We start from the raw sequence: 19,575 nt of genomic DNA on the forward strand, positions 1-19,575 counted from the left end.
GCGAGGAGTGAGTCATCGTGAGCGGAGCCACGGGCGCCGGGTCGTCCGGCAGTACGTCCGGTCCCTCGACCGGTACGGAAACGGACGGCGGCGGTCGTGGCTCCGCCGCGCGTGCGACTGATGCGCAGGGTGCGAAGCCGCCGCCCAGCGGTTCGAACAGCACTTCACACAGTGCGACGGATCCGCACACGACCAACCTGCAAGCCATCAAGCCGCACGCGACCGACTCACGCTCGCCCGACAAGCATGGATCCCAGGGGGGAACTGTGACGGACACCCGAGGTCCGCAGACCCAGCAGTACGGGGGCGGCGCGGGCCCGGCAGCCCCGCCCGCCGCTCCGGGCGCCCAGCCCGCCGCACAGCGTGCGGCAGCGCCGCCGCAGCAGGCATCGCCGTTGCCCGGCGAGCGCCAGCCGCAGCAGTCCGCGGGGCCCTACCACCCGCCGCAGGCCTACTCGCCGGCCGCTCCGGCGGGCCCGCCGGCACAAGCACAGGCACAGTCGGGCGGTCCGGCAGGGGCGGTACGCCGCCCGCGCACGGGCGCGCGCACCCTGCCGCGCACCCGCAAGGCACGCCTGCGCGTGTCCAAGGCCGACCCGTGGTCGGTGATGAAGGTCAGCTTCCTGCTGTCGATCGCGCTGGGCATCTGCACGATCGTGGCGGCGGTGGTGCTGTGGATGGTCATGGACGCGATGGGCGTCTTCTCGACGGTCGGCGGCACGATCTCGGAGGCCACGGGCTCGAACGAGTCGAACGGCTTCGACCTCCAGTCCTTCCTGTCGCTCCAGAACGTCGTGCTGTTCACGTCGGTCATCGCGGTCATCGACGTCGTCCTCGCGACGGCGCTGGCGACGCTCGGCGCGTTCATCTACAACCTCTCCGCGGGCTTCGTGGGCGGCATCGAGCTGACGCTCGCAGAGGACGAGTGAGTTCGTACTGAGCTGGTACTGAGCTCGCAGTGATCTCACGGTGGGCTTGTGACGTGCGCGTGAACTGCGGGTGCGGCGCGGGTGAGGTGCAGGCGCGGGGCGGTCCCAAACGTCGCCCGACTATCGATTTTGGGACTGGCCACGTCGTGCGCTAATCTTCAGAGGTCAGCGCGCGGGTCGTACACCGCAGAGCGCGGCGGGGCTATAGCTCAGTTGGTTAGAGCGCATCCCTGATAAGGATGAGGCCACAGGTTCAAATCCTGTTAGCCCCACAGCGAAAAGACCCCCAACCAGTGATGGTTGGGGGTCTTTCGTTTGTCCTGGTGCTTCTCCGTGTGGCTTTGTACGCAAGTTCGCCGCTACATAGGGAGGGGCGTCAGGGGAGGGCGGTCACGGGGGGTCAGGAAAGCGGCTGTGCCGCCGTCTCGGCGTCCGGGTCCGCGTCGGACTCGGTGCCGGCCTCCGCGTCCGTGTCGGCCGGTGAGCGGTGGCGGCAGCTCGGGGAGGAGCCGTGGGCCTCGGCGCGGATGCGCTGTTTCATCGTGGGGGGCAGGGAGCGGGCGTAGGACCAGGCCCAGGCGGCCGTCGCGGGCAGCGCTGCGGGTGCGGTGCAGTTGCGGGCCGGGCGGCTCTCGGCTACCGCCGTGGTGGCGGTCGTCGTGATCAGTCCGAGCGTCGTGCACAGCGCCAGGAAGGCGGTGACGGCGGCGGTCCACAGCTTCATGACCTTGTTCTGGGCCACGGCCCCTCACTTTCAGGTTGGGCGATTTGCGTACTTTCCTCATGATGTGTATGGGGGTCGCGAAGTGGTGGACCGACGCCCGTGGCGCGTCGATCTTCGGATGAACACCACCCGGATGGACGCAAAGGCGGAGTGTGGCGAAAAGTCACGGTACGTGGAGATCTGATCACCCTCCGATCGGAGCGGTGGCATCCGGTTCTACTGCGTTACGCCGGGCGGGAGTTGGGGGCGGACGCAGGTCACTGATCGGTCTCGGCCGGAGGGTATAGTCGGGCGGCAGAGGTCCCCTACGTCAAGGAAAGACGAGGTCGCACGGTGAAGAAGCTTCTCCTGGTCGCACTGGCCGCCATCGGCGGGCTCCTCGTGTACCGCCAGATCCAGGCGGATCGCGCCGAGCAGGATCTGTGGACGGAGGCGACCGACTCCGTGCCCACGGGTTCGTGAGTACCGACAGCAGTCTCTGAGCAGACCCCGGCCGCCGACGCGGTCGGGGTTTTGTGTTGTCGGGGCGGTTCCGCGCGGTGTGGCCGGATGGCGTCGGGGGACGGTGGGTAGTTCGCCGTCGTGAAGGAAATGCGTGCCAGGGCAAATCGAGATGCGCCGGAGACGGTTGTTTCGGTCACGCGTACGCATTGCGCGGGTGCCGGGGCGGCCGGCGGGGCAGGATGGGCGACGATCCGGGCAGAAACGGTGCCCGGTCGCGGCGGAGCCCGTGGACGGTTCGGGCAGCATGACGAGGGGTGGCGCGTGATGGGGCGGCGCACGGTGCGGGGCGCGGTCGTGGCGGCGGTGCTGTGCGCGGTGGTGGGTGCGGGCGCGGGCTCGGGGGCCGGCTCCGAGGCGGTCGCCGCGTCAGGTGCGTACACGTACGCCTTCGCGGAGGACGCCCAGGTCGTCGAGGGAGCCGCGAGCACCACGGACGCCGTGCAGCTGGAGCCCGGCGGGACGTACCGGAGCACCCTCCCGGTCAACGGCAGGCTCTACTACCGCCTCGAACTCGACGCCACGTCGAACGCGTACGTCTCCGCCACCGCCGTCCCCCGGCCGGGCACGACGGTGTCCGCCTCCGACGGCGTCAAGGTGACCGTGCAGGACACCGACGCCCGCTCCTGCTCCTACGACAGCACACGCTTCGGGGCCTCCCGCAGCCCGCATCCGGTCGCCGCCTGGGCATCGCGCACGACCGGCGGCGAGACGACGGCATGTCAGAGCGCCGGTACGTACTACCTCGTCGTGGACCGCATCGACTCGGCGGGTTCGTCGTCGGACGACTGGGGCCTGGAGCTGACGTACGCGTCGGAACCGCGCCTCGCGAACGAGGAGGCGCCGGGAGCCACCCCCTCGCCCGAGTCATGGGACTCCGCCTCGCCCGCGCCCCTCGCCGGCGACGCCGTCCGCCGCGAGGGCGGCGCGGGCTTCGGCTCGGCCACCGCGGTGGGCCAGGGGGTCTGGCAGGACGACATCACGCCCGGCGAGACGCTGTTCTACCGGGTACCGGTCGACTGGGGGCAGCAACTGCACGCCGTCGCCGAACTGGGCAGTTCCAGCGGCGGCAAGGGGTTCGTCAGCAGCGCGCTGGTCATGTCGCTCTACAACCCCGCGCGCGGGTACGTCGACGACGAGGGCCTCGGTTACGACGGCCGGCAGACCTCGGCAGCCCTCGATCCGCTGCCACCGGTCGCGTACGCCAACCGCTCGGGCGTCGGCGACCGGCTGAGCGGTATGCGGTTCGCCGGCTCGTACTACCTCGTCGTCCATCTCGGCGAGCAGCTGAAGACACGGTTCGGCGCGGGCCCGTACGGGCTGACGCTGCGGGTGCAGGTGAGCGGTACGGCGAAGGACGCGCCCGGGTATCTGGGGCAGTCCGTGCCCCGGGACATGTTCGCGGTCACGGATCAGGACCGGCAGGCGGCCGCGGGGTGGGCGTCCGGCGCGGTGGCGGGCGGTACGGGCGCTGACGGAGCCGCGGGTAGCGGCGGGAGCGGTGATGCCGCGATGCGGGTGGTCGCGGTGAGCGGCATCGGGGCGGGGAGCGCGCTGGTGCTGGGCCTCGCCCTGTGGACGATCGTCGCCAGACGGCGGGCCGGGGCCTCCGCGGCCTCGTAGGCGGGCCGGTGGGGAGGTCGCGGGCCGTTCAGATGCGGAACAGCGCCCAGAATCCGACGGCGTAGCAGGCCAGAGCGAGGAGCAGGACCGGTATCGCCACCTTCGCGGGCGGGCCGGGACGGCGCCGGCGGCGTCGGGAGCGGTGCTGCGGCGCCGGCTGCGGGGAGGACGGAACCTCCGGCGGCCTGGCGGCGTACGGAGAAGCAGAGGCGTACGTGTCCTGCCGCAGCGTGGGCGTGGGGGTCGCGGTCGGCCCTTCGTAGGCCGGGCGTACGTGGACGCCGGCCGGTACCGGGAGCGGGAGAGCCGTGGGGGGAGTGGGGGGCTGCTCCGGCTGGTGGCGGGCACGCTGGTGCGCCGGCGGTGCGGAGGGGGCCGCGACGTGGGGCGGCGGCAGATGGAAGCTGCCCGTGTCCGACATGGAGGACGGCCGCGCCGGGGCAGGAACCGGATCGGCGGCCGAGCGCTGGGAGGGACTGGGAGCGGGAGGGTGTGTGGGGCGCGGCGGCGCTGTGTCCGGCTGGGGAGGCACGCCGTTCTGCTGAGCCGGTACGGAGCCGGTGCCGGGCCAGGCCGAGGCGGCACCGGAGGCCTGCCAGGGGGCCGCGACGGCGGAGTCGGGCGGTGCGGGGTCCGTGACCGGCCTGGAGGGTAGGGCACCGGGGCCGGATCCGGAGGGCGGCGAGACCGTTCCCGGCGCCGGCGCGCGATCCGGCATCGGACCGGGTATCGAACCCGGCATCGGACCGGGTATCGAACCCGGTATCGCACCGGGCATCGGCCCCGGCATCGCCCTCAGCCCCGTCCCCGTGTGGGTGCCGCCTGTCGCCGGGCCGGTGGGCGTGCCGTCCGGGTGGGGCTCGCTGTACGGGTCGTAGCGGCCCGCTGGTCCCGCGCCGGTGTGGGTGCCGCCCGAGTTCGGCCCGCCGTGTCCGGCGCCGGTGGCCGGCCCGCTTCCTGTGCCGCCGCCCGCTGCCGTGCCGGTGCGCGTGCCGTTCGTGGTCACGCCGGGGGACGGTTTGAGGGGGCCGGTCGGGGCGAAGCCCTTTGGGAGGGGGCCGAGTTGGTCGAATATCTCGATCAGCTCGTCGTCGGGGCCGGGCTCGGGCAGGAGCTCGGTCGCCTGGGCGAGGGCCTTGCGGGCACCCGTGGCGGTGCGGAACCGTGCCTGCGGGTCCGGTTGCAGCAGCGTGGCCACGACCTGCCAGAGCGGCTCGGGTATGCCCTGCGGGGCGCTGGGCGTGCCGTGTTCCGCAAAGTACTCGATGAGGGCCTTGGAGTCCGGCTTGGCGCCCTCCAGGAGATAGAGCGCGACCAGGCCCACCGCGAACAGGTCGGAGGGGAAGTCCGGGTCGGCGCCCAGCATTTGCTCGGGAGCGAAGTAACCGGGCGTGCCCACCACGTAGTCGGTCTCAGTCAGCCGCGGTTCGCCCAGCCGCATCGCGATGCCGAAGTCGGACAGCCGCAGCCGGGGGCGTCCCGTACCGGTCGCTTCGAGCAGCACGTTGGCGGGCTTGATGTCACGGTGGACGACGCCTTCCGCGTGCACGGCGGCGAGGCCCGAGAGGAGCTGGTCGAGGAGGGTGCAGACGAACACGGGGGGCAGCGGGCCGTAGTCCGCGATCAGGTGGACGAGCGAGCCCCCGGCGACCAGGTCCATGGTGAACAGGACCTTGTCGTCATCGGCGGCCCAGCTGGCCGGGGCGAGGACATGCGGGTGGTCGATCCGCAGCGCCTGTTCGCGGACGAAGCGCAGCAGCGAGTGGGCGTCGCTCTGCTGGAGGACCTTGGCGGCCACGTACCGGCGGCGGCGGTGGTCCCAGGCGCGCCAGACGGCGCCGACTCCTCCACGCCCGATCGGGTCGGCCAGTTCGTACCGGCCGGCGAAGACCTCACCCATGGCTCTGCGTCGATCCCCCTTCGGATCCCCCCTCGGTCGGCTCTGGACCGGCGGAACGCACCTGTCGTACGGCTTCCTCCTACCCCGCTCCGGAGTCCGCTGTCACCCCGCTCGCCCAGAACCTGATTCCGTCCCCCGGTTCACTTCACGTCGTGGCCCGCTTCCGGGCCTGTCCCCCTGCCCCGCCCTGTCCCCCGTACGCCTGCCTCTTTTGCCTCTTCGTTTCTGCCCCGTTCCTGCCCCTGAGCCGTAGCCCGGCCGCCGAACCCCCGGTCGGCGGCCGGGCCGGCGGCTCAGTTCTGGTGGGACTGGTAGTGCGTCACGGCGTCGGACGTGCGGCCCGCGCCGTACACCCGGAGGAACTCTGCCAGTTCCGGGTGGGTCGGGGCGAGAGTGTCGGCCGCCTCGATGATGTCCCCGGCGGCGGACACCGAGCGCAGCAGCGACTGGATCTCGCGGACCACCCGCTTGACCGTGGGCGCCCCCGAACTCGTGGTCGACTGCGCGGTGTTGCTGAGCACCGAACCCCCCTGCGACTTCTTGATCTCGTCCATCCGCTCGGTCGCCTCGGCCGCGCTGACGCTGCCGTCCGCGACCTGACCGGCCAGATCCTGCAGCAACTGAACCCGCTGCACCACTGCCGGATTGCCGATCTTGGCCCGCTGGCCGCTCATCAGCTGTGACAGCATCGGCGCGGACAGCCCCAGTACCCCCGCGAGACGAGCCTGGTTGAGTCCAAGATCGTCGATGAGCTTACGGAAGAGCGCCTGCAGCGGCTCCCCGTACCAGTTCCGCTGAAGCTCCCGCGCTCTTGCGGTGGCTTCCTGCTGTGCGGCATCCATTGCGTCTCCCCATCGCTTCCCCAAATACCGCGGTTCGCTGTAGCGAACCACGTCGAGCATCTTACGGAGAGTGGTCGTCCACGGGGAGCCCCAATCCTTTTGCGAGATACCGGGGATGACCCGGTACTCTGGTCGTCGGCGCCCACCAGTACGTGGTTGTTCTGGGCGGACGTCTTCCTCCGGGGCCTTAGCTCAGTTGGTAGAGCGCTGTCTTTGCATGGCAGATGTCAGGGGTTCGACTCCCCTAGGCTCCACCCCGGAAATGCCCTTCGAACTGCGGAAACGCGGTTCGGAGGCATTTTGCGTCGGTCCGGTCCGCTGTGCCGTACGGCTCCCTGCGCGAAGCGCTGTTTCCGGTCGGCCGGGCCGGAACGCGCACGCCCCTCCGGGGTGCGGAGGGGCGTGGCCGTGACGGGAGGCCGCCGGTGGAGGCGGGGTCGCGTCAGAGGTCGAACTCGTGCGGGGGCAGGTCGAGGGCGAAGCAGGCCTCCCGGACGACCGCCTGTTCGGTTTTGTCGAAGTCGCCGTCCGCGCCGCCGATGACGATGCCGATCTGGATGACGGCACGGGCCTCGGCGGGCTTCTTCTTCGCCTTGGCGACCTCCTGGAGCACGCTCACCTTGCCGAAGGCGAAGTCGGCCGTCAGCTTGCCGATGTTCTCGTCGAAGCGGCGGCGCAGGTCGTCGGCGGGGAAGTTCTGGAGGACCTCGTTCGTGGCGATGAGCTGGGCCACGCGCTGGCGTTCCGCCGGGTCGATCGTGCCGTCCGCGGCGGCGACCAGTGCGCACATCGCCATGCTCGCATCCCGGAACGCGCCGCTCTTCAAGTCGTTCTTCTTCGCCTCGAGCTGGGTCTGCATCGTCGATGCGGACTCCTTGATGCGGTCCCACAGGGCCATGCGAACTCCTTGTTGCTCCGGCTTGGTTCCGCTGCTGTTTCTACGTCCGTGTAGAAGCTATCAGTGCCCGTACTCCCGTACTCCCGTACTCCCGTGGGTGTATGTGCCGTCCGTGGTCCGCTCGTATCGTGAAACGCATGCCGCTGTCCGCACAGGCCGTGGATCTCGTGATCGCCGCTGTCGTCGCGGTGTTCACGGGCGCGGACGCCGCCTCCAACGCCTCCGGATACCGGCAGGCCGACTGGGTGACCTGGTCGCTGTACACCGTCTCGGTCGGCGCACTGCTCGTGCGCAGCCGGTGGCCCGTCGCCGTCGCACTTGTCACCGGCTCCGGGTGCGCGGGCTGGGCGCTGTACGGGCACATCGGGGAGCTGCTCAACCTGCCGGTCATGGTCGCGCTGTACGCCGTGGCGGTGACGGGCGGACGACGCCGCACCCTTCGTACGGCCGTCGTCACCGCCGTCGTCTCCGGCGTCGTGTCGATGATCGCCGGCATCGACGTGGTCCAGCCGCAGGGTGCTCCCCTGCTGGAGATGCTGTGGCCGCTCGTGCCGCTGCTCCTCGGCGAAGTGGTCCGTGGACGCCGGGAGCTGATGGCGCAGTACGAGGACCGGGCCGCGCGGGCGGAGGCGGAGCGGGACCGGGAGGCGCGGCTGCGGGTGGCACGGGAACGGGTGCGGATCGCCCGCGAACTGCACGACGTCGTCGCGCACACCGTGTCCGCGATGACCGTGCAGGCCGCGCTCGCACTGGACGCGCTCGACGCGAAACCGGAGGTGGCACGGCAGGCGATGCGGCAGGTACGGACCTCGGGCAAGGAGGCGGTACGGGAGCTGCGGGCCGCGGTGGGCGTGCTGCGGCAGGGCGAGCCGGACGCCGGACCCGCGCCCCGGCTGGCCGAGTTGGCCGAGCTGTCCGAGCGCGTACGGGCGACCGGACTGCGGGTCACCCTGCGCACCCCGGACACGGATGCCGAGGGCGCCGACGCGGGCGGGGAGCTGCCGCCCCTGGTGGAACTGGCGGCGTACCGGATCGTCCAGGAGGCGCTGACGAACGTGCTCAAGCACGCGGACGCCCGGCAGGTGTCGGTGACGGTGTCCCTGGTGAGGGGATCGGGCGGGGACGGGGAACGGCTGGTGGTCGAGGTCGTCGACGACGGGACAGGGACGGTGGACGCGGGTCCGGTGGGGGACGGCTACGGCCTGATCGGGATGCGGGAGCGGGCCGCCGGGGTCGGTGGGACGGTGGTGGCCGGGCCGATGGTGGACGGGGGCTGGCGGGTGTCCGCGGTCCTGCCTGTGCACGGGGCCGGGGCGGAGGCCGAGGCATGATCCGGGTGCTGCTGGCCGACGATCAGACCGTGGTCCGCGCGGGATTCCGCGCGCTGCTGGAACTGAGCCCCGACCTGGCGGTCGTCGCCGAGGCCGCCGACGGGCTGGCGGCGGTGGAACTGACCCGCACGACCCGTCCGGACGTCGTGCTGATGGACATCCGGATGCCCAGGTCCGACGGTCTGGAAGCCACCCGCCGCATCGTCGCGGACAGCGCCCTGGACGCCGTACGAGTCCTGGTGCTGACCACCTACGAGGCCGACGAGTACGTGTTTGAGGCCCTGCGCGCGGGTGCCGCCGGCTTCCTCCTCAAGGACGCCGAGCCCGACGAACTGCGTGCCGCGATCCGTACGGTGGCCGCCGGGCGGAGCCTGTTGGCGTCGGCCGTCACCCGCCGGGTGATCGAGGAGTTCGCCCGACTGAAGGCACCGGAGACGGTGGCCAGGGCGCGGCTGGCGCCGTTGACGGACCGCGAACGCGAGGTGCTCGCGCTGGTCGGACGGGGGCTGTCGAACGACGAGATCGGCGTACGTCTCCTCATGTCGCCGCTCACCGCCAAGACCCACGTCAGCCGGACGATGAGCAAGCTGGGGGCGCGGGACCGGGCGCAACTGGTGGTGCTCGCCTACGAGGCGGGACTGGTGCGGGCGGGCGAGGGTGAGGGGTGAGCGGCGAGGGCCGGCTGCCATGCACGGGGGGCGTTTCGCGGGCGTTGGTAGTGCCTCCCGGGGGCTGAAGGTGGTGCCAGCTACACCCCCGGTTCGGGAGTACACGTCATCGTTTCCCTGAGCGCGCGAAGGCATCGTTGAACCCAGTTGATCCCCCGTGATCCACAGAGGTTCACAGGCCCCGCCCGGAAGGAAACCGCCGTGAAGTCGCTGCTCTCGTCGAAGCCCAGGACGACCGGCGCCGCGCTGCGTACGGAGGTGACCACGGCGACGGAGACCACCGGCGCCGCTGCCGCTCCCGGTCCGCTCGCCTCCTTCGCGCGGTTCGTCCTCTGCGGCGGCGGTGTCGGCGTCCTCTCCAGCGGCGCCGTGGCGCTGCTCGCCGCGACGATGCCCTGGGTACTGGCCAACGCGCTGATCACGGTCGCCTCGACCATCCTGTGCACCGAGCTGCACGCCCGCTTCACCTTCGGCGCCGGCGAGCGCGCCGGATGGCGCCAGCACTGGCAGTCCGCGGGCTCGGCCACCGCCGCCTACGTCGTCACCTGCCTCGCGATGTTCGCCCTGCACATGGTCCAGTCGTCACCCGGCGCCCTCACCGAGCAGGCCGTCTACCTCAGCGCCTCCGGCCTCGCCGGCATCGGCCGCTTCCTGGTCCTGCGCCTGTTCGTCTTCGCCACCGGCCGGAACCAGGGCACGGAGGAGCAAGGTGACCTCGCGATCCAGGCGACCTCGGTGGCCTCTCCGGTCCGCCGCAACGCCCGCCGGCCCTTGACCCTGAAGGGCATCGGCGGCCTGCGGACGGGCACGGAACTGGCCGTCGCCTCCTGACGGGTCACACCAGCGTCGACGCCGAGTCGGCATCGCCGGGAGATCGGATCCGGCGATGTTTCACGTGAAACAACGCCTCTCAACGTTTCACGTGAAACATCGCTGTGGGGCGGGAGACCCTCAGGCCTCCCGCCCCACAGCGACACCACCACGCGAATCGTCCGCCGAACAGTGGTCAGCGGCGGTTCTCGTCGTCCTTCGCCGCCTCCGACTCGGCCTCCTTCGCCTGGACTTCGGGGTCCAGAACCGACTGACCGGTGCCGTCCACCGACGTCAGGTGGCCCGTCTCCGGGACCTCGGTCGCGGCGGGCGGCTCGACCAGCCAGTCGGGGTTGGCCTGCTTGTCCCACCACTTCCAGGCGGCGAACGCACCGCCCGCCAGGACGCCCAGCACGGCCAGCCCCTTCGCGAGCCGGCCCGCACGGGCCCGCCGCTCGTGCTTGCGCACCAGCTTCCGGATCTCCTTCGGAGTGACCTGACCGCGCAGCGCGGCCAACGCCGCAGCACCACGTGCGGCGGCCTCCTCTCGTGCGGGCCCGGCCACAGCGACCGCCCGCTCCATACGTGGCGCGGTGTAGTCGGCAGCCTGCCGGGCAGCCTTGGCGGTACGAGCGGCAGCCTCGTGGGCGGCATGGTCGACCTTCGGCGGCACATGCGCACGGGCCTGCTCCAGTCGCGGCGCGAGGTGCGCGCCGTACTGGACGCGGGCCTGATCGGCGGCCTGAGACACCCTGGGCGCAAGCCGTACGCGTGCCTCGTGTGCGTAGTGCGCGGCCCTGTCCTTGGCCGTGTCGGCGTAGGGCCCCACCACTTCCGCGGCGTGCAGGACGCTGTCCCTCGCCGAGCCGGTCGCGGCGCGCACGCTTTCAATGCGGGTCACGGGATCCTCCTCCTCGGTGGCGTACGGTTATTCGACTTTCCACCCTTTTACGGATCATGCCTGCCAATCCGCCGCGGGGCATGCGAGGGCGGGCATCCGGGTCATGGACGGCCGATCGCACGGCACTGATGGCACCGAACCGATCACATGTGGCAACGGATGACGATCACATGCAATAGCGCTGAATACGGGCAACAGGAGCTTGTCGTCGACAATGCCACGGATCCCCGCGCAGCGCCCCCGTCCCGTGCCTACTCGGCCGGTTTTCTGTGGCCCGACCGTTTCCGGAGCGGGCCGAAGTGAGCTGGAGTGAGCCGGTACGCAAGCGAAAACGCCGGAAATTCGCCCGGAGGAGGGCGCTGAGCGACGCACGGCGTCGACCGTGCGAGGATCGGGGAGTCACAAGAGGACAACGGAAGGCAGATCGTGGCTGAGCAGCTTTACGCCACCCTGAAGACCAATCAAGGCGACATCGAAGTCCGGCTCCTGCCGAACCACGCGCCCAAGACGGTCCGGAACTTCGTCGAACTCGCCACCGGCGAGCGTGAGTGGACCAACCCGGAGACGGGCGAGAAGTCCACGGACAAGCTCTACGACGGCACGGTCTTCCACCGGGTGATCAGCGGATTCATGATCCAGGGCGGTGACCCGCTCGGCAACGGTACCGGCGGCCCCGGCTACCAGTTCGAGGACGAGTTCCACCCGGACCTCCGTTTCGACAAGCCGTACCTCCTGGCCATGGCCAACGCCGGCCCGGGTACCAACGGTTCGCAGTTCTTCATCACCGTCTCCCCGACGGCCTGGCTGACCCGCAAGCACAGCATCTTCGGTGAGATCACCGACGCGGCCAGCCAGAAGATCGTGGACGCCATCGCGACCACAGCGACCAACCCGCGCACCGACCGCCCGGTCAACGACGTCGTCATCGAGTCGGTGGTCGTCCAGACCCGCGAGGGCTGAGACCCGGGAGACCCTCCCGCAGGGAACCAAACGCCCCGCTCATCCGTAAGGATGGGCGGGGCGGTGCATTGCGCAAAACATGCGCAGGGCAGCCACAACGAGGGTGCGCATGCCGATGCGTACGACGGACTTAGGGGACCTCATGGACCAGGCGCCAGGCAGCCCGCAGGGCCCGCAGGACGCCCAGAGCCTGCCCACGTGCTACCGCCACCCGGACCGCGAGACAGGCATCCGCTGCACCCGCTGCGAACGCCCCATCTGCCCCGAGTGCATGGTCAGCGCGTCCGTCGGCTTCCAGTGCCCGGAATGCGTCCGCAACGGCTCCGGCACGGGACACGCGCCGGGTGCCTCCACCCCCCGCACCATCGCCGGCGGCACCATCACGGCCGACCCCCGGTTCCTGACCAAGATCCTGATCGGCCTCAACGTCGCGGTCTTCCTGCTCCAGCTGTCGATCGGCGAGCGCTTCGACGAACGCTTCGAGCTCCTCGGCAGCGCCTACATCCCGGGCCTCGGCTCGGTGGAGGGCGTCGCGGAGGGGCAGTGGTACCGGCTGCTGACGTCGATGTTCCTGCACGGCAGCATCATCCACATCATCTTCAACATGCTCAGCCTGTGGTGGATCGGTGGCCCTCTGGAAGCCGCTCTCGGCCGCGCCCGCTACCTTGCGCTGTACGCGGTCTCCGGCCTCGCCGGCAGCGCGCTGACGTATCTGATCGCAGCCCCGAACCAGCCGTCCCTCGGTGCCTCCGGCGCCATCTTCGGCCTCTTCGGCGCGACCGCGGTCCTGATGCGCCGCCTCAACTACGACATGCGGCCGATCATCGCCCTGCTGGTCATCAATATGATCTTCACCTTCAACCCCGGGTTCAACATCGCCTGGCAGGCCCACGTCGGCGGTCTCGTCGCCGGCGTCGTGATCGGCTATGCCATGGTCCACGCCCCGCGTGAGCGCCGGTCCCTGATCCAGTACGGCGTCTGTGCCCTGGTCCTGGTCGTGGTGGTCGTCATGACGCTGATCCGCACGGGTCAGCTCGTCTGATCCTGTCACTCAGTGCCTGTTGTCCACAGTCCGTGGCGCTACCTGTGCACAGTGTGCGGGAATAGCTGCGCCCCCTGTCACTGACCGGAGTTTTCCCAGGTCAGGCAGGGGGCGAACAAGCTTGCGGATACCGGTGTTTCAGTCGTACCGGCGTCAACACTCAGTGGGTTATCCACAGATCGTCGTCTTTTCCCCAGGCGGGGTGTGGAAATGACGCCCTGGCTGTGGATAACTCAGCGGAAAGCCCTGGGCAGAGCCAGGTTCACCCGAAGGTGACCAGCAGGCCGACCGCCGAGCGAGCCCTTACTTCCACTGCGTGGAGACACCGAATCCGGCGGCGATGAAGCCGAAGCCCACGACGATGTTCCAGTTGTCCAGTGAGTCGATCGGCAGCTTGCCGTCGGTCACATAGAACAGGACGATCCAGGCCAGGCCGATGAGGAACATCGCCAGCATGACCGGTGCGACCCAGCCGCGGCTGTTCAGTTTGATGGCCGTCGCCTGCTTGGCGGGCGGCGGCGTGTAGTCGGCCTTCTTGCGGATACGTGACTTCGGCACGAGGGTCTCTCCTGTCGATGCGCTGCGTGGCCGCGCAGGGAACTGGGTCGGGCTCCGGGGCAGCGTACAAGGGGACACTTAGTGCTCCCCCGGGCGTCCGTTAGCGTAGTGCTTCCGCGGCGCCGAAGGAGATAAGGGTACGTTGAGCAATTCTGCCGACTCTCCCGGGACGGGTGCCAGTCCCACCCGTAACCGTCGTTTCCGCCCGGTGCGGGTGCTCACGGCAGGGGTTTTTGCTCTCGCCGGGCTGATTTTCTTCATCAGCTTCGACACGGCCAAGGGTACGAACATCCGCACGGACGCGTCCCTGCTGAGGCTCTCGGACCTCATCCAGGAGCGCAGTCACAAGAACGGCCGGCTCGACGAGTCCAACGCGGGCCTGCGTCAGGACCTCGATTCGTTCGCGGAACGTGACAACGGCAGCACCGCGGCCGAGGACGCCGGACTGGCGGCGCTGGAGAAGGCCGCGGGCACCCAGAAGCTCAAGGGCGAGGCGCTCACGGTCACGCTCAACGACGCCCCGCCGAACGCCACCGCGAAACTCCCCGGGTACCCGGAGCCGCAGCCCGACTACCTGGTCATCCACCAGCAGGACCTCCAGGCCGTGGTGAACGCCCTGTGGCAGGGCGGGGCCGAGGGCATCAAGGTCATGGACCAGCGCCTCATCTCCACCAGCGCGGTCCGCTGTGTGGGCAACACCCTGATCCTCCAGGGCCGCGTCTACTCACCCCCGTACAAGATCACGGCGGTGGGTGACCCGGAGAAGCTCAGGAGTGCGCTCACGGCGTCCAAGGCGATCCAGAACTACATGGTGTACGTCAACGTCTACGGCCTCGGCTGGCAGGTCGACGAGGACGGGACAGTGACTCTTCCCGGCTACTCGGGCACAGTGGATCTGCACTACGCGAAGCCTGTGGAGTAGCCGGAGCACCGGAGTCGCTCACCACTGGGGGGCCTGTGTCGGGGCGCGTGATCATCAGGACGGTCAGCGAGCTGTGCGTCACGGTGGGCACGGTGATCGTGCTCTTCGTCGTCTACGTGCTGCTCTGGACGGGCGTGAAGGCCGACGACGTCATGGACGACCAGATCCACCAGTTACAGGAACAGTGGTCGAAGGGGGCGGCGGCGCCAAAGACACCGGAGCCGCCGGAGTCGACAGCCGCGCCCGCGACCGCAGCACCGGGTCCCACCAGCCCAAAGGCCCCGGGGCCCTACACCGCGGACAGGCCTTTCGCGATCATGTACATCCCGAGGCTCGGTTTCACGTGGAACAAGCCGGTGCTCGAGGGCACGCGGACGAACACGCTGAAGAAGGGCCTCGGTCACTACGCCACCACCGCGCGGCTCGGCCAGGAGGGCAATTTCTCGGTCGCCGGCCACCGGCGAACGTACGGTGATCCCTTCAAGGACTTCCCGAAGCTGCGCCGCGGGGACGCGGTGGTGCTGACGGACGGGACGACGTGGTTCACGTATCGGATCGACAAAGGCCCCTACAAAACCGTGCCCACGGACATTGAGGTGATCGATCCTGTGCCACGTAAGAGCGGGTACACGCGTTCGGGCCGTTACCTCACGCTGACCACGTGTGATCCGGAGTGGGGACACAGTCATCGGTTGATCGTCTGGGCACATCTCGATTCCACACAGCCTGTGGAGGCCGGGAAACCTGCGGCGCTGCGCCGTTAATCTGGTGAGGTACGGCGTGAGTCCGGTGCCGCGAGTCGGGTGCCGTGGGCGACGGAAGGGACGGCATGTACGGCTGGATCTGGCGGCATCTGCCGGGGAACGCGTGGGTGAAGGCGTTGTTCTCCCTCGTGCTGGCGCTGGCGGTTGTCTACGTGCTTTTCCAGTACGTCTTCCCGTGGGCAGAACCTCTCCTCCCCTTCAACGATGTGACGGTGAACGACCAGTGACCGCACGGATTCTCGTCGTCGACAACTACGACAGCTTCGTCTTCAACCTGGTCCAGTACCTGTACCAGCTGGGCGCCGAGTGCGAGGTGCTGCGCAACGACGAGGTGTCGACGGCGCACGCGCAGGACGGTTTCGACGGCGTGCTGCTGTCGCCGGGCCCGGGTACGCCCGAGGAGGCCGGCGTCTGCATCGAGATGGTCCGCCACTGCGCGGCGACCGGGGTGCCGGTGTTCGGCGTGTGCCTGGGCATGCAGTCGATGCAGGTGGCGTACGGCGGTGTGGTGGACCGGGCTCCCGAGCTGCTGCACGGCAAGACGTCCCTCGTGGAACACGAGGGCAGGGGCGTCTTCGCGGGCCTGCCGAGCCCCTTCACGGCGACGCGCTACCACTCGCTCGCGGCGGAACCGGAGACGGTCCCGGCCGAGCTGGAGGTCACGGCCCGTACGCACGACGGGATCATCATGGGCCTCAGACACCGCGAACTTCCGGTCGAGGGTGTGCAGTTCCACCCCGAGTCGGTGCTGACCGAGCACGGTCACCTGATGCTGGCCAACTGGCTGGTCGAGTGCGGTGACCGGGGCGCCGTGGCGAGGTCGGCGGGGCTCGCCCCGGTGGTGGGCAGGGCCACGGCGTGACCGCCCTGCGCCCCGAGCGCGAGTCCGGCTCCGCATTCGGAGAGACCGGCGACCAGGGAACCTCGTACGGGCAGCAGCAGCCGTACGAGGCGCCGGGCGCGTTCGAGGCGGCGGTGGACGGGATGGCGGACCCGCTGAGCGACCCGTTGCCGGGGCAGCGGAACGATCCGCCTCCGCCGCCGGCCCGTACGCGGGGTCGGCGGAGGCGGAGCAGTCATGCGCGGCCCTATGACGCCTCGGCCGAGCGTGGGGCGGCGGAGCACCAGGACCCCGGACCCGAGTCGGGGTACGACTCGCGGGGGTACGCGCAGGACTGGCAGGTGGGGGTCTACGAGGAGCAGGAGCCGTACGCGCCTCCCGCGGCCTCTCCGGTGACGCCTCCCGCGCCCCCGACCGTGGCCTCTCCCTTGGTTTTCCCGCCCATCGACGAGGAGACGGTGGCCCTGCGGCTGCCGGAACCGCCTCCCGATCTGCTTCCCGAGGCGCCGCGAATAGTTGGCGAGGACCCGACATCCTCGTTCGCGGCTGCCACCGGGGCCACAGGCGCCTCTGAGGGCCCTTCTGCGGCTGGCGGGCGCGCAGCTCGCCGGAAGGCTGCCAAGGCCCGTCACGGACGCCCTGGGGGCCCACAGGAGGCATCGGAGGGCGCGAGCAGCGATGCGGCGGCGGAGGGAGCGCCTCTCTCCCGGGTGGCGGCGCGGCAGGCGGCGCGGGCGCAGAAGCCGGGGATGGCCGTGATGGCGAGCCGGGCGGTGGGTGAGGTGTTCATCACCACCGGCGTACTGATGCTGCTGTTCGTGACCTACCAGCTGTGGTGGACGAACGTACGGGCGCACGCGCAGGCCGGGAACGAGACGACCAGCCTCCAGGACGACTGGGCGAGCGGGAAGCGCGCGCCGGGGGTGTTCGAGCCGGGGCAGGGCTTCGCCATCCTGGACATCCCCAAGCTGGATGTGGTGGTGCCGATCGCGGAGGGCATCGACAAGAAGAAGGTGCTGGACCGGGGCATGGTCGGCCACTACGCGGAGGGCAGCCTGAACACGGCGATGCCGAGCGCTGCGACCGGCAACTTCGGGCTCGCGGGCCATCGCAACACGCACGGCGAGCCGTTCCGGTACATCAACCGGCTGAAGAAGGGCGACGCGATCGTCGTGGAGACGCAGGACAAGTACTACGTCTACAAGATGGAGGCGATCCTGCCCGTCACGTCGCCGAGCAACACGGCCGTGCTGAACCCGATTCCCGACGGTTCGGGTTTCACCGCGCCCGGCCGCTACATCACCCTCACGACGTGCACGCCGGAGTTCACGAGCAAGTACCGGATGATCGTGTGGGGCAAGATGGTCGAGGAACGGCCGCGCAGCGAGGGCAAGCCGGATGCGCTCCTGCAGTAGCAGTAGCAGTAAGGGCGGATGAGAGTGGCAGCGACGACGGACCACGGCGAGCAGACCGCCGACGCCCGGGTTTCCCCGTCGCAGGCCCGTCCGCGGAGGAAGGCCGGCAAACTGGCCACCGCGGTGAGCGTTCTGGGTGAACTCCTCATCACGGCGGGCCTGGTGCTGGGCCTGTTCGTCGCGTACTCCCTGTGGTGGACGAACGTCGTCGCGGACCGCGCGGCGAGCAAACAGGGCGACGAGGTACGCGACCACTGGGCCGACGCGGACACCGGCCCCGGCGCGCTGGACACCAAGGACGGCATTGGCTTCCTGCACGTCCCGGCGATGAAGAACGGCGAGGTCCTGGTCAAGAAGGGCACGACGTCCAAGATCCTGAACAACGGCGTCGCCGGCTACTACACGGACCCCGTCAAGTCGGCGCTCCCGCAGGCCAAGCAGGGCAACTTCACGCTGGCGGCACACCGGGACGGCCACGGCGCCAAGTTCCACAACATCGACAAGCTGAAGAAGGGCGACCCGATCGTCTTCGAGACGAAGACGGAGTGGTACGTCTACAAGGTCTACGACATCCTCCCCGAGACCTCGAAGTACAACGTCCAGGTCCTCTCCCCGATCCCCAAGGAGTCGGGGAAGAAGAAGGCCGGCCGCTACATCACCCTGACGACCTGCACACCGGTGTTCACGTCGGAGTACCGGTACATCGTGTGGGGGGAACTGGTGCGGGTGGAGAAGGTTGACGGGGAGCGGACGGTTCCTGAGGAACTGCGCTGACAGACCCCTCTACAGGGGGCCTGTCGATAACATGACGGAGGCCCGAAGCCGCAACTTGCCTTTGCGGCTTCGGGCCTCTTCACGTCAGGTCGTGTTACTCCAGTACCTTCAGCGGTTCCCCGGTGATCCCGGCCTCGGCGGCGATGCCCAGGGCCTCGGGGGTGAAGGGGCACGTCGCCACGAAGAGGGCCACCTCCGCGCTGTACAGGACCTTCGCCGACCCGACGAACCTCTGGAGATCGGGGCTGGTGATGGAGAGATAGGGCGCGAACCTCTTGCACTGGGCCACGAGGCGTCGCCCGTCGGAGGTGAGCGCGATGATGTCGACGCCCCGGTCGCCGTGGCCGCCTTGTACGACGACGTTGGTGCATCCGTCGCGGCGCAGCAGTTCGGCGATGTGATGTTCGAACGTGTCCCTTCCAGCCGCTTCAGCCGTGCGTGGTGGTGGAGCCGTCGTTCGACGCGCTGGACTCCTGCCCGCAGGGCGATCAGCTCCTGGCGGTGCTCGCCCGATGTTTCGATCAGGGCGTTGAACATGGGGACGACGGTCTTGCCGAGGATGTGGGTGATGCGCTGGTCGATGCGGTCGTCGAGGGAGACGACGTCTTGGTGGACGGAGTTATCCACAGGCTGCGTACGTGCCAGGTACTCGATGTCGAGGAGGTACGTGCGTACCTGACGTGCGGTTTCGCTGTCCCGGAGCAGCATGGCTACGTTGAGGACGGCTCGGCGGGAGTAGAGGGTGAGGCTCGATCGGGGCTGTTGAGGAGCTGGATAGCGTGACAGGATGTCACGCTTAAATTGCGTGAGTTCGGGGCCCCGCAGAGTCACCATTCCGTTGTCTGTCAGCTCTTCGCGGTGCCGTGCTTTGAGCTGGCGGATCGCCTCGGCGGTGACCCCGAAGTAGGTCGCCACCATCGCCGTAGTCACATGCATCCCGTCCGGTAGCAGTGACAGTGCCTTCACCCTGTCGAGCACGTCCGTCCGGTCCAGCGCACTGTCACGCAGCGCCTTCGACTCCAACAGCGCCGTTTCGTTGATCACGTTCCGTTTCTCCTCAACTCGGTGGGTTTCCTCACCCGTCCAACGAGTTCAGGCATACGAAGTTGTGGTCGGATTTCGTACATGGGTATGAGTGAGCCCCGGCACCCTTCTCAGGTGCCGGGGCTCAC

22 protein-coding genes and 2 tRNA genes are annotated in these 19,575 nt (G+C 69.5%); 17 read left to right on the forward strand and 7 right to left on the reverse strand.

Going from position 1 to position 19,575, the window contains the following annotated elements; genetic code table 11:
- Positions 1-17: 17 nt before the first annotated feature.
- Both ACH4TV_RS15835 and ACH4TV_RS15840 read left to right on the forward strand, forming a co-directional pair.
- On the forward strand, positions 18-929 hold the full coding sequence (locus ACH4TV_RS15835; protein ID WP_398398291.1) for a DUF3566 domain-containing protein: 912 nt from the start codon (positions 18-20) through the stop codon (positions 927-929).
- A 198-nt stretch (positions 930-1,127) separates the two neighbouring features.
- Positions 1,128-1,201: transfer RNA gene (locus ACH4TV_RS15840), tRNA-Ile, on the forward strand.
- Between the two features lie 128 nt (positions 1,202-1,329).
- On the opposite strand, the gene ACH4TV_RS15845 is transcribed toward ACH4TV_RS15840, so the two are convergent.
- The gene (locus ACH4TV_RS15845; protein WP_398398293.1) at positions 1,330-1,671 is read right to left on the reverse strand and encodes a DUF6344 domain-containing protein; all 342 of its coding nucleotides are present in this window, start codon (positions 1,669-1,671) and stop codon (positions 1,330-1,332) included.
- A 315-nt stretch (positions 1,672-1,986) separates the two neighbouring features.
- Here ACH4TV_RS15845 and ACH4TV_RS15850 point away from each other — a divergent pair, with 315 nt between their 5' ends.
- Complete coding sequence (locus tag ACH4TV_RS15850; RefSeq protein ID WP_003999697.1) at positions 1,987-2,115, forward strand: DLW-39 family protein; 129 nt, start codon at positions 1,987-1,989, stop codon at positions 2,113-2,115.
- A gap of 306 nt (positions 2,116-2,421) precedes the next feature.
- Positions 2,422-3,777 (forward strand): hypothetical protein, encoded by a 1,356-nt coding sequence (locus tag ACH4TV_RS15855; protein WP_398398295.1) that lies wholly within the window; start codon positions 2,422-2,424, stop codon positions 3,775-3,777.
- Positions 3,778-3,805: 28 nt separating this feature from the next.
- On the opposite strand, the gene ACH4TV_RS15860 is transcribed toward ACH4TV_RS15855, so the two are convergent.
- Both ACH4TV_RS15860 and ACH4TV_RS15865 read right to left on the reverse strand, forming a co-directional pair.
- A complete protein-coding gene (locus ACH4TV_RS15860; protein ID WP_398398297.1) occupies positions 3,806-5,677 on the reverse strand; it encodes a protein kinase in 1,872 nt (623 codons plus the stop codon).
- Positions 5,678-5,970: 293 nt separating this feature from the next.
- A complete protein-coding gene (locus tag ACH4TV_RS15865; protein ID WP_398398299.1) occupies positions 5,971-6,519 on the reverse strand; it encodes a DNA-binding protein in 549 nt (182 codons plus the stop codon).
- A 181-nt stretch (positions 6,520-6,700) separates the two neighbouring features.
- Between ACH4TV_RS15865 and ACH4TV_RS15870 the strand changes: the two genes are divergently transcribed.
- Positions 6,701-6,773: transfer RNA gene (locus tag ACH4TV_RS15870), tRNA-Ala, on the forward strand.
- Between the two features lie 188 nt (positions 6,774-6,961).
- On the opposite strand, the gene ACH4TV_RS15875 is transcribed toward ACH4TV_RS15870, so the two are convergent.
- Entirely contained in the window at positions 6,962-7,417 is a 456-nt protein-coding gene (locus ACH4TV_RS15875) for a tellurite resistance TerB family protein (protein ID WP_189149495.1), read from the reverse strand.
- A 137-nt stretch (positions 7,418-7,554) separates the two neighbouring features.
- On the opposite strand from ACH4TV_RS15875, the gene ACH4TV_RS15880 reads away from it, so the two are divergent.
- The 3 genes from ACH4TV_RS15880 to ACH4TV_RS15890 all read left to right on the forward strand — a co-directional run bounded on the left by ACH4TV_RS15880 (position 7,555) and on the right by ACH4TV_RS15890 (position 10,247).
- Positions 7,555-8,748 (forward strand): sensor histidine kinase, encoded by a 1,194-nt coding sequence (locus ACH4TV_RS15880; protein WP_398398301.1) that lies wholly within the window; start codon positions 7,555-7,557, stop codon positions 8,746-8,748.
- Positions 8,745-9,416, forward strand: a complete 672-nt coding sequence (locus ACH4TV_RS15885; protein ID WP_398398303.1) for a response regulator — start codon at positions 8,745-8,747, stop codon at positions 9,414-9,416. The genes ACH4TV_RS15880 and ACH4TV_RS15885 overlap by 4 nt, the downstream gene beginning before the upstream one ends.
- A gap of 258 nt (positions 9,417-9,674) precedes the next feature.
- A complete protein-coding gene (locus ACH4TV_RS15890; protein WP_398398825.1) occupies positions 9,675-10,247 on the forward strand; it encodes a hypothetical protein in 573 nt (190 codons plus the stop codon).
- A 175-nt stretch (positions 10,248-10,422) separates the two neighbouring features.
- Here ACH4TV_RS15890 and ACH4TV_RS15895 read toward each other — a convergent pair whose 3' ends face one another.
- A complete protein-coding gene (locus ACH4TV_RS15895; RefSeq protein WP_398398305.1) occupies positions 10,423-11,127 on the reverse strand; it encodes a DUF5324 family protein in 705 nt (234 codons plus the stop codon).
- Positions 11,128-11,553: 426 nt separating this feature from the next.
- Here ACH4TV_RS15895 and ACH4TV_RS15900 point away from each other — a divergent pair, with 426 nt between their 5' ends.
- Together ACH4TV_RS15900 and ACH4TV_RS15905 are read left to right on the forward strand one after the other, a co-directional pair.
- Entirely contained in the window at positions 11,554-12,087 is a 534-nt protein-coding gene (locus tag ACH4TV_RS15900) for a peptidylprolyl isomerase (protein WP_398398307.1), read from the forward strand.
- Positions 12,088-12,229: 142 nt separating this feature from the next.
- Positions 12,230-13,129 carry a rhomboid family intramembrane serine protease gene (locus ACH4TV_RS15905; RefSeq protein WP_398398308.1) on the forward strand — a complete coding sequence of 300 codons (900 nt, stop codon included), beginning with the start codon at positions 12,230-12,232 and terminating at the stop codon, positions 13,127-13,129.
- A 303-nt stretch (positions 13,130-13,432) separates the two neighbouring features.
- Here the strand turns inward: ACH4TV_RS15905 and crgA are convergent, their stop codons facing one another.
- Entirely contained in the window at positions 13,433-13,687 is a 255-nt protein-coding gene (gene crgA / locus ACH4TV_RS15910; protein WP_319097728.1) for a cell division protein CrgA, read from the reverse strand.
- A 142-nt stretch (positions 13,688-13,829) separates the two neighbouring features.
- On the opposite strand from crgA, the gene ACH4TV_RS15915 reads away from it, so the two are divergent.
- Genes ACH4TV_RS15915 through ACH4TV_RS15940 form a run of 6 tightly spaced genes read left to right on the forward strand, consistent with a single transcriptional unit; the run spans position 13,830 to position 18,403 of the window.
- Positions 13,830-14,609: a DUF881 domain-containing protein gene (locus ACH4TV_RS15915; protein WP_398398310.1), complete on the forward strand. Its 780-nt coding sequence runs from the start codon at positions 13,830-13,832 to the stop codon at positions 14,607-14,609.
- 35 nt (positions 14,610-14,644) lie between these two features.
- Entirely contained in the window at positions 14,645-15,373 is a 729-nt protein-coding gene (locus tag ACH4TV_RS15920) for a class E sortase (RefSeq protein WP_398398312.1), read from the forward strand.
- Positions 15,374-15,417: 44 nt separating this feature from the next.
- A complete protein-coding gene (locus ACH4TV_RS15925; RefSeq protein WP_189149527.1) occupies positions 15,418-15,600 on the forward strand; it encodes a hypothetical protein in 183 nt (60 codons plus the stop codon).
- Positions 15,597-16,235, forward strand: coding sequence for an aminodeoxychorismate/anthranilate synthase component II (locus tag ACH4TV_RS15930; RefSeq protein ID WP_398398314.1), 639 nt, complete (start codon positions 15,597-15,599; stop codon positions 16,233-16,235). Before ACH4TV_RS15925 ends, ACH4TV_RS15930 begins: the two co-directional genes overlap by 4 nt.
- Positions 16,232-17,629 (forward strand): class E sortase, encoded by a 1,398-nt coding sequence (locus ACH4TV_RS15935; protein WP_398398316.1) that lies wholly within the window; start codon positions 16,232-16,234, stop codon positions 17,627-17,629. Before ACH4TV_RS15930 ends, ACH4TV_RS15935 begins: the two co-directional genes overlap by 4 nt.
- An 18-nt stretch (positions 17,630-17,647) precedes the next feature.
- Positions 17,648-18,403, forward strand: a complete 756-nt coding sequence (locus ACH4TV_RS15940; RefSeq protein WP_398398318.1) for a class E sortase — start codon at positions 17,648-17,650, stop codon at positions 18,401-18,403.
- A 94-nt stretch (positions 18,404-18,497) separates the two neighbouring features.
- On the opposite strand, the gene ACH4TV_RS15945 is transcribed toward ACH4TV_RS15940, so the two are convergent.
- Entirely contained in the window at positions 18,498-18,917 is a 420-nt protein-coding gene (locus ACH4TV_RS15945; protein WP_398398827.1) for a restriction endonuclease, read from the reverse strand.
- On the opposite strand from ACH4TV_RS15945, the gene ACH4TV_RS15950 reads away from it, so the two are divergent.
- A complete protein-coding gene (locus tag ACH4TV_RS15950; protein ID WP_398398320.1) occupies positions 18,845-19,186 on the forward strand; it encodes a hypothetical protein in 342 nt (113 codons plus the stop codon). The genes ACH4TV_RS15945 and ACH4TV_RS15950 overlap by 73 nt on opposite strands.
- Positions 19,187-19,575: the final 389 nt, after the last annotated feature.

The sequence above is a fragment of the Streptomyces sp. NPDC020898 genome (genome assembly GCF_044333925.1).
Classification (GTDB): Bacteria; Actinomycetota; Actinomycetes; order Streptomycetales; family Streptomycetaceae; genus Streptomyces.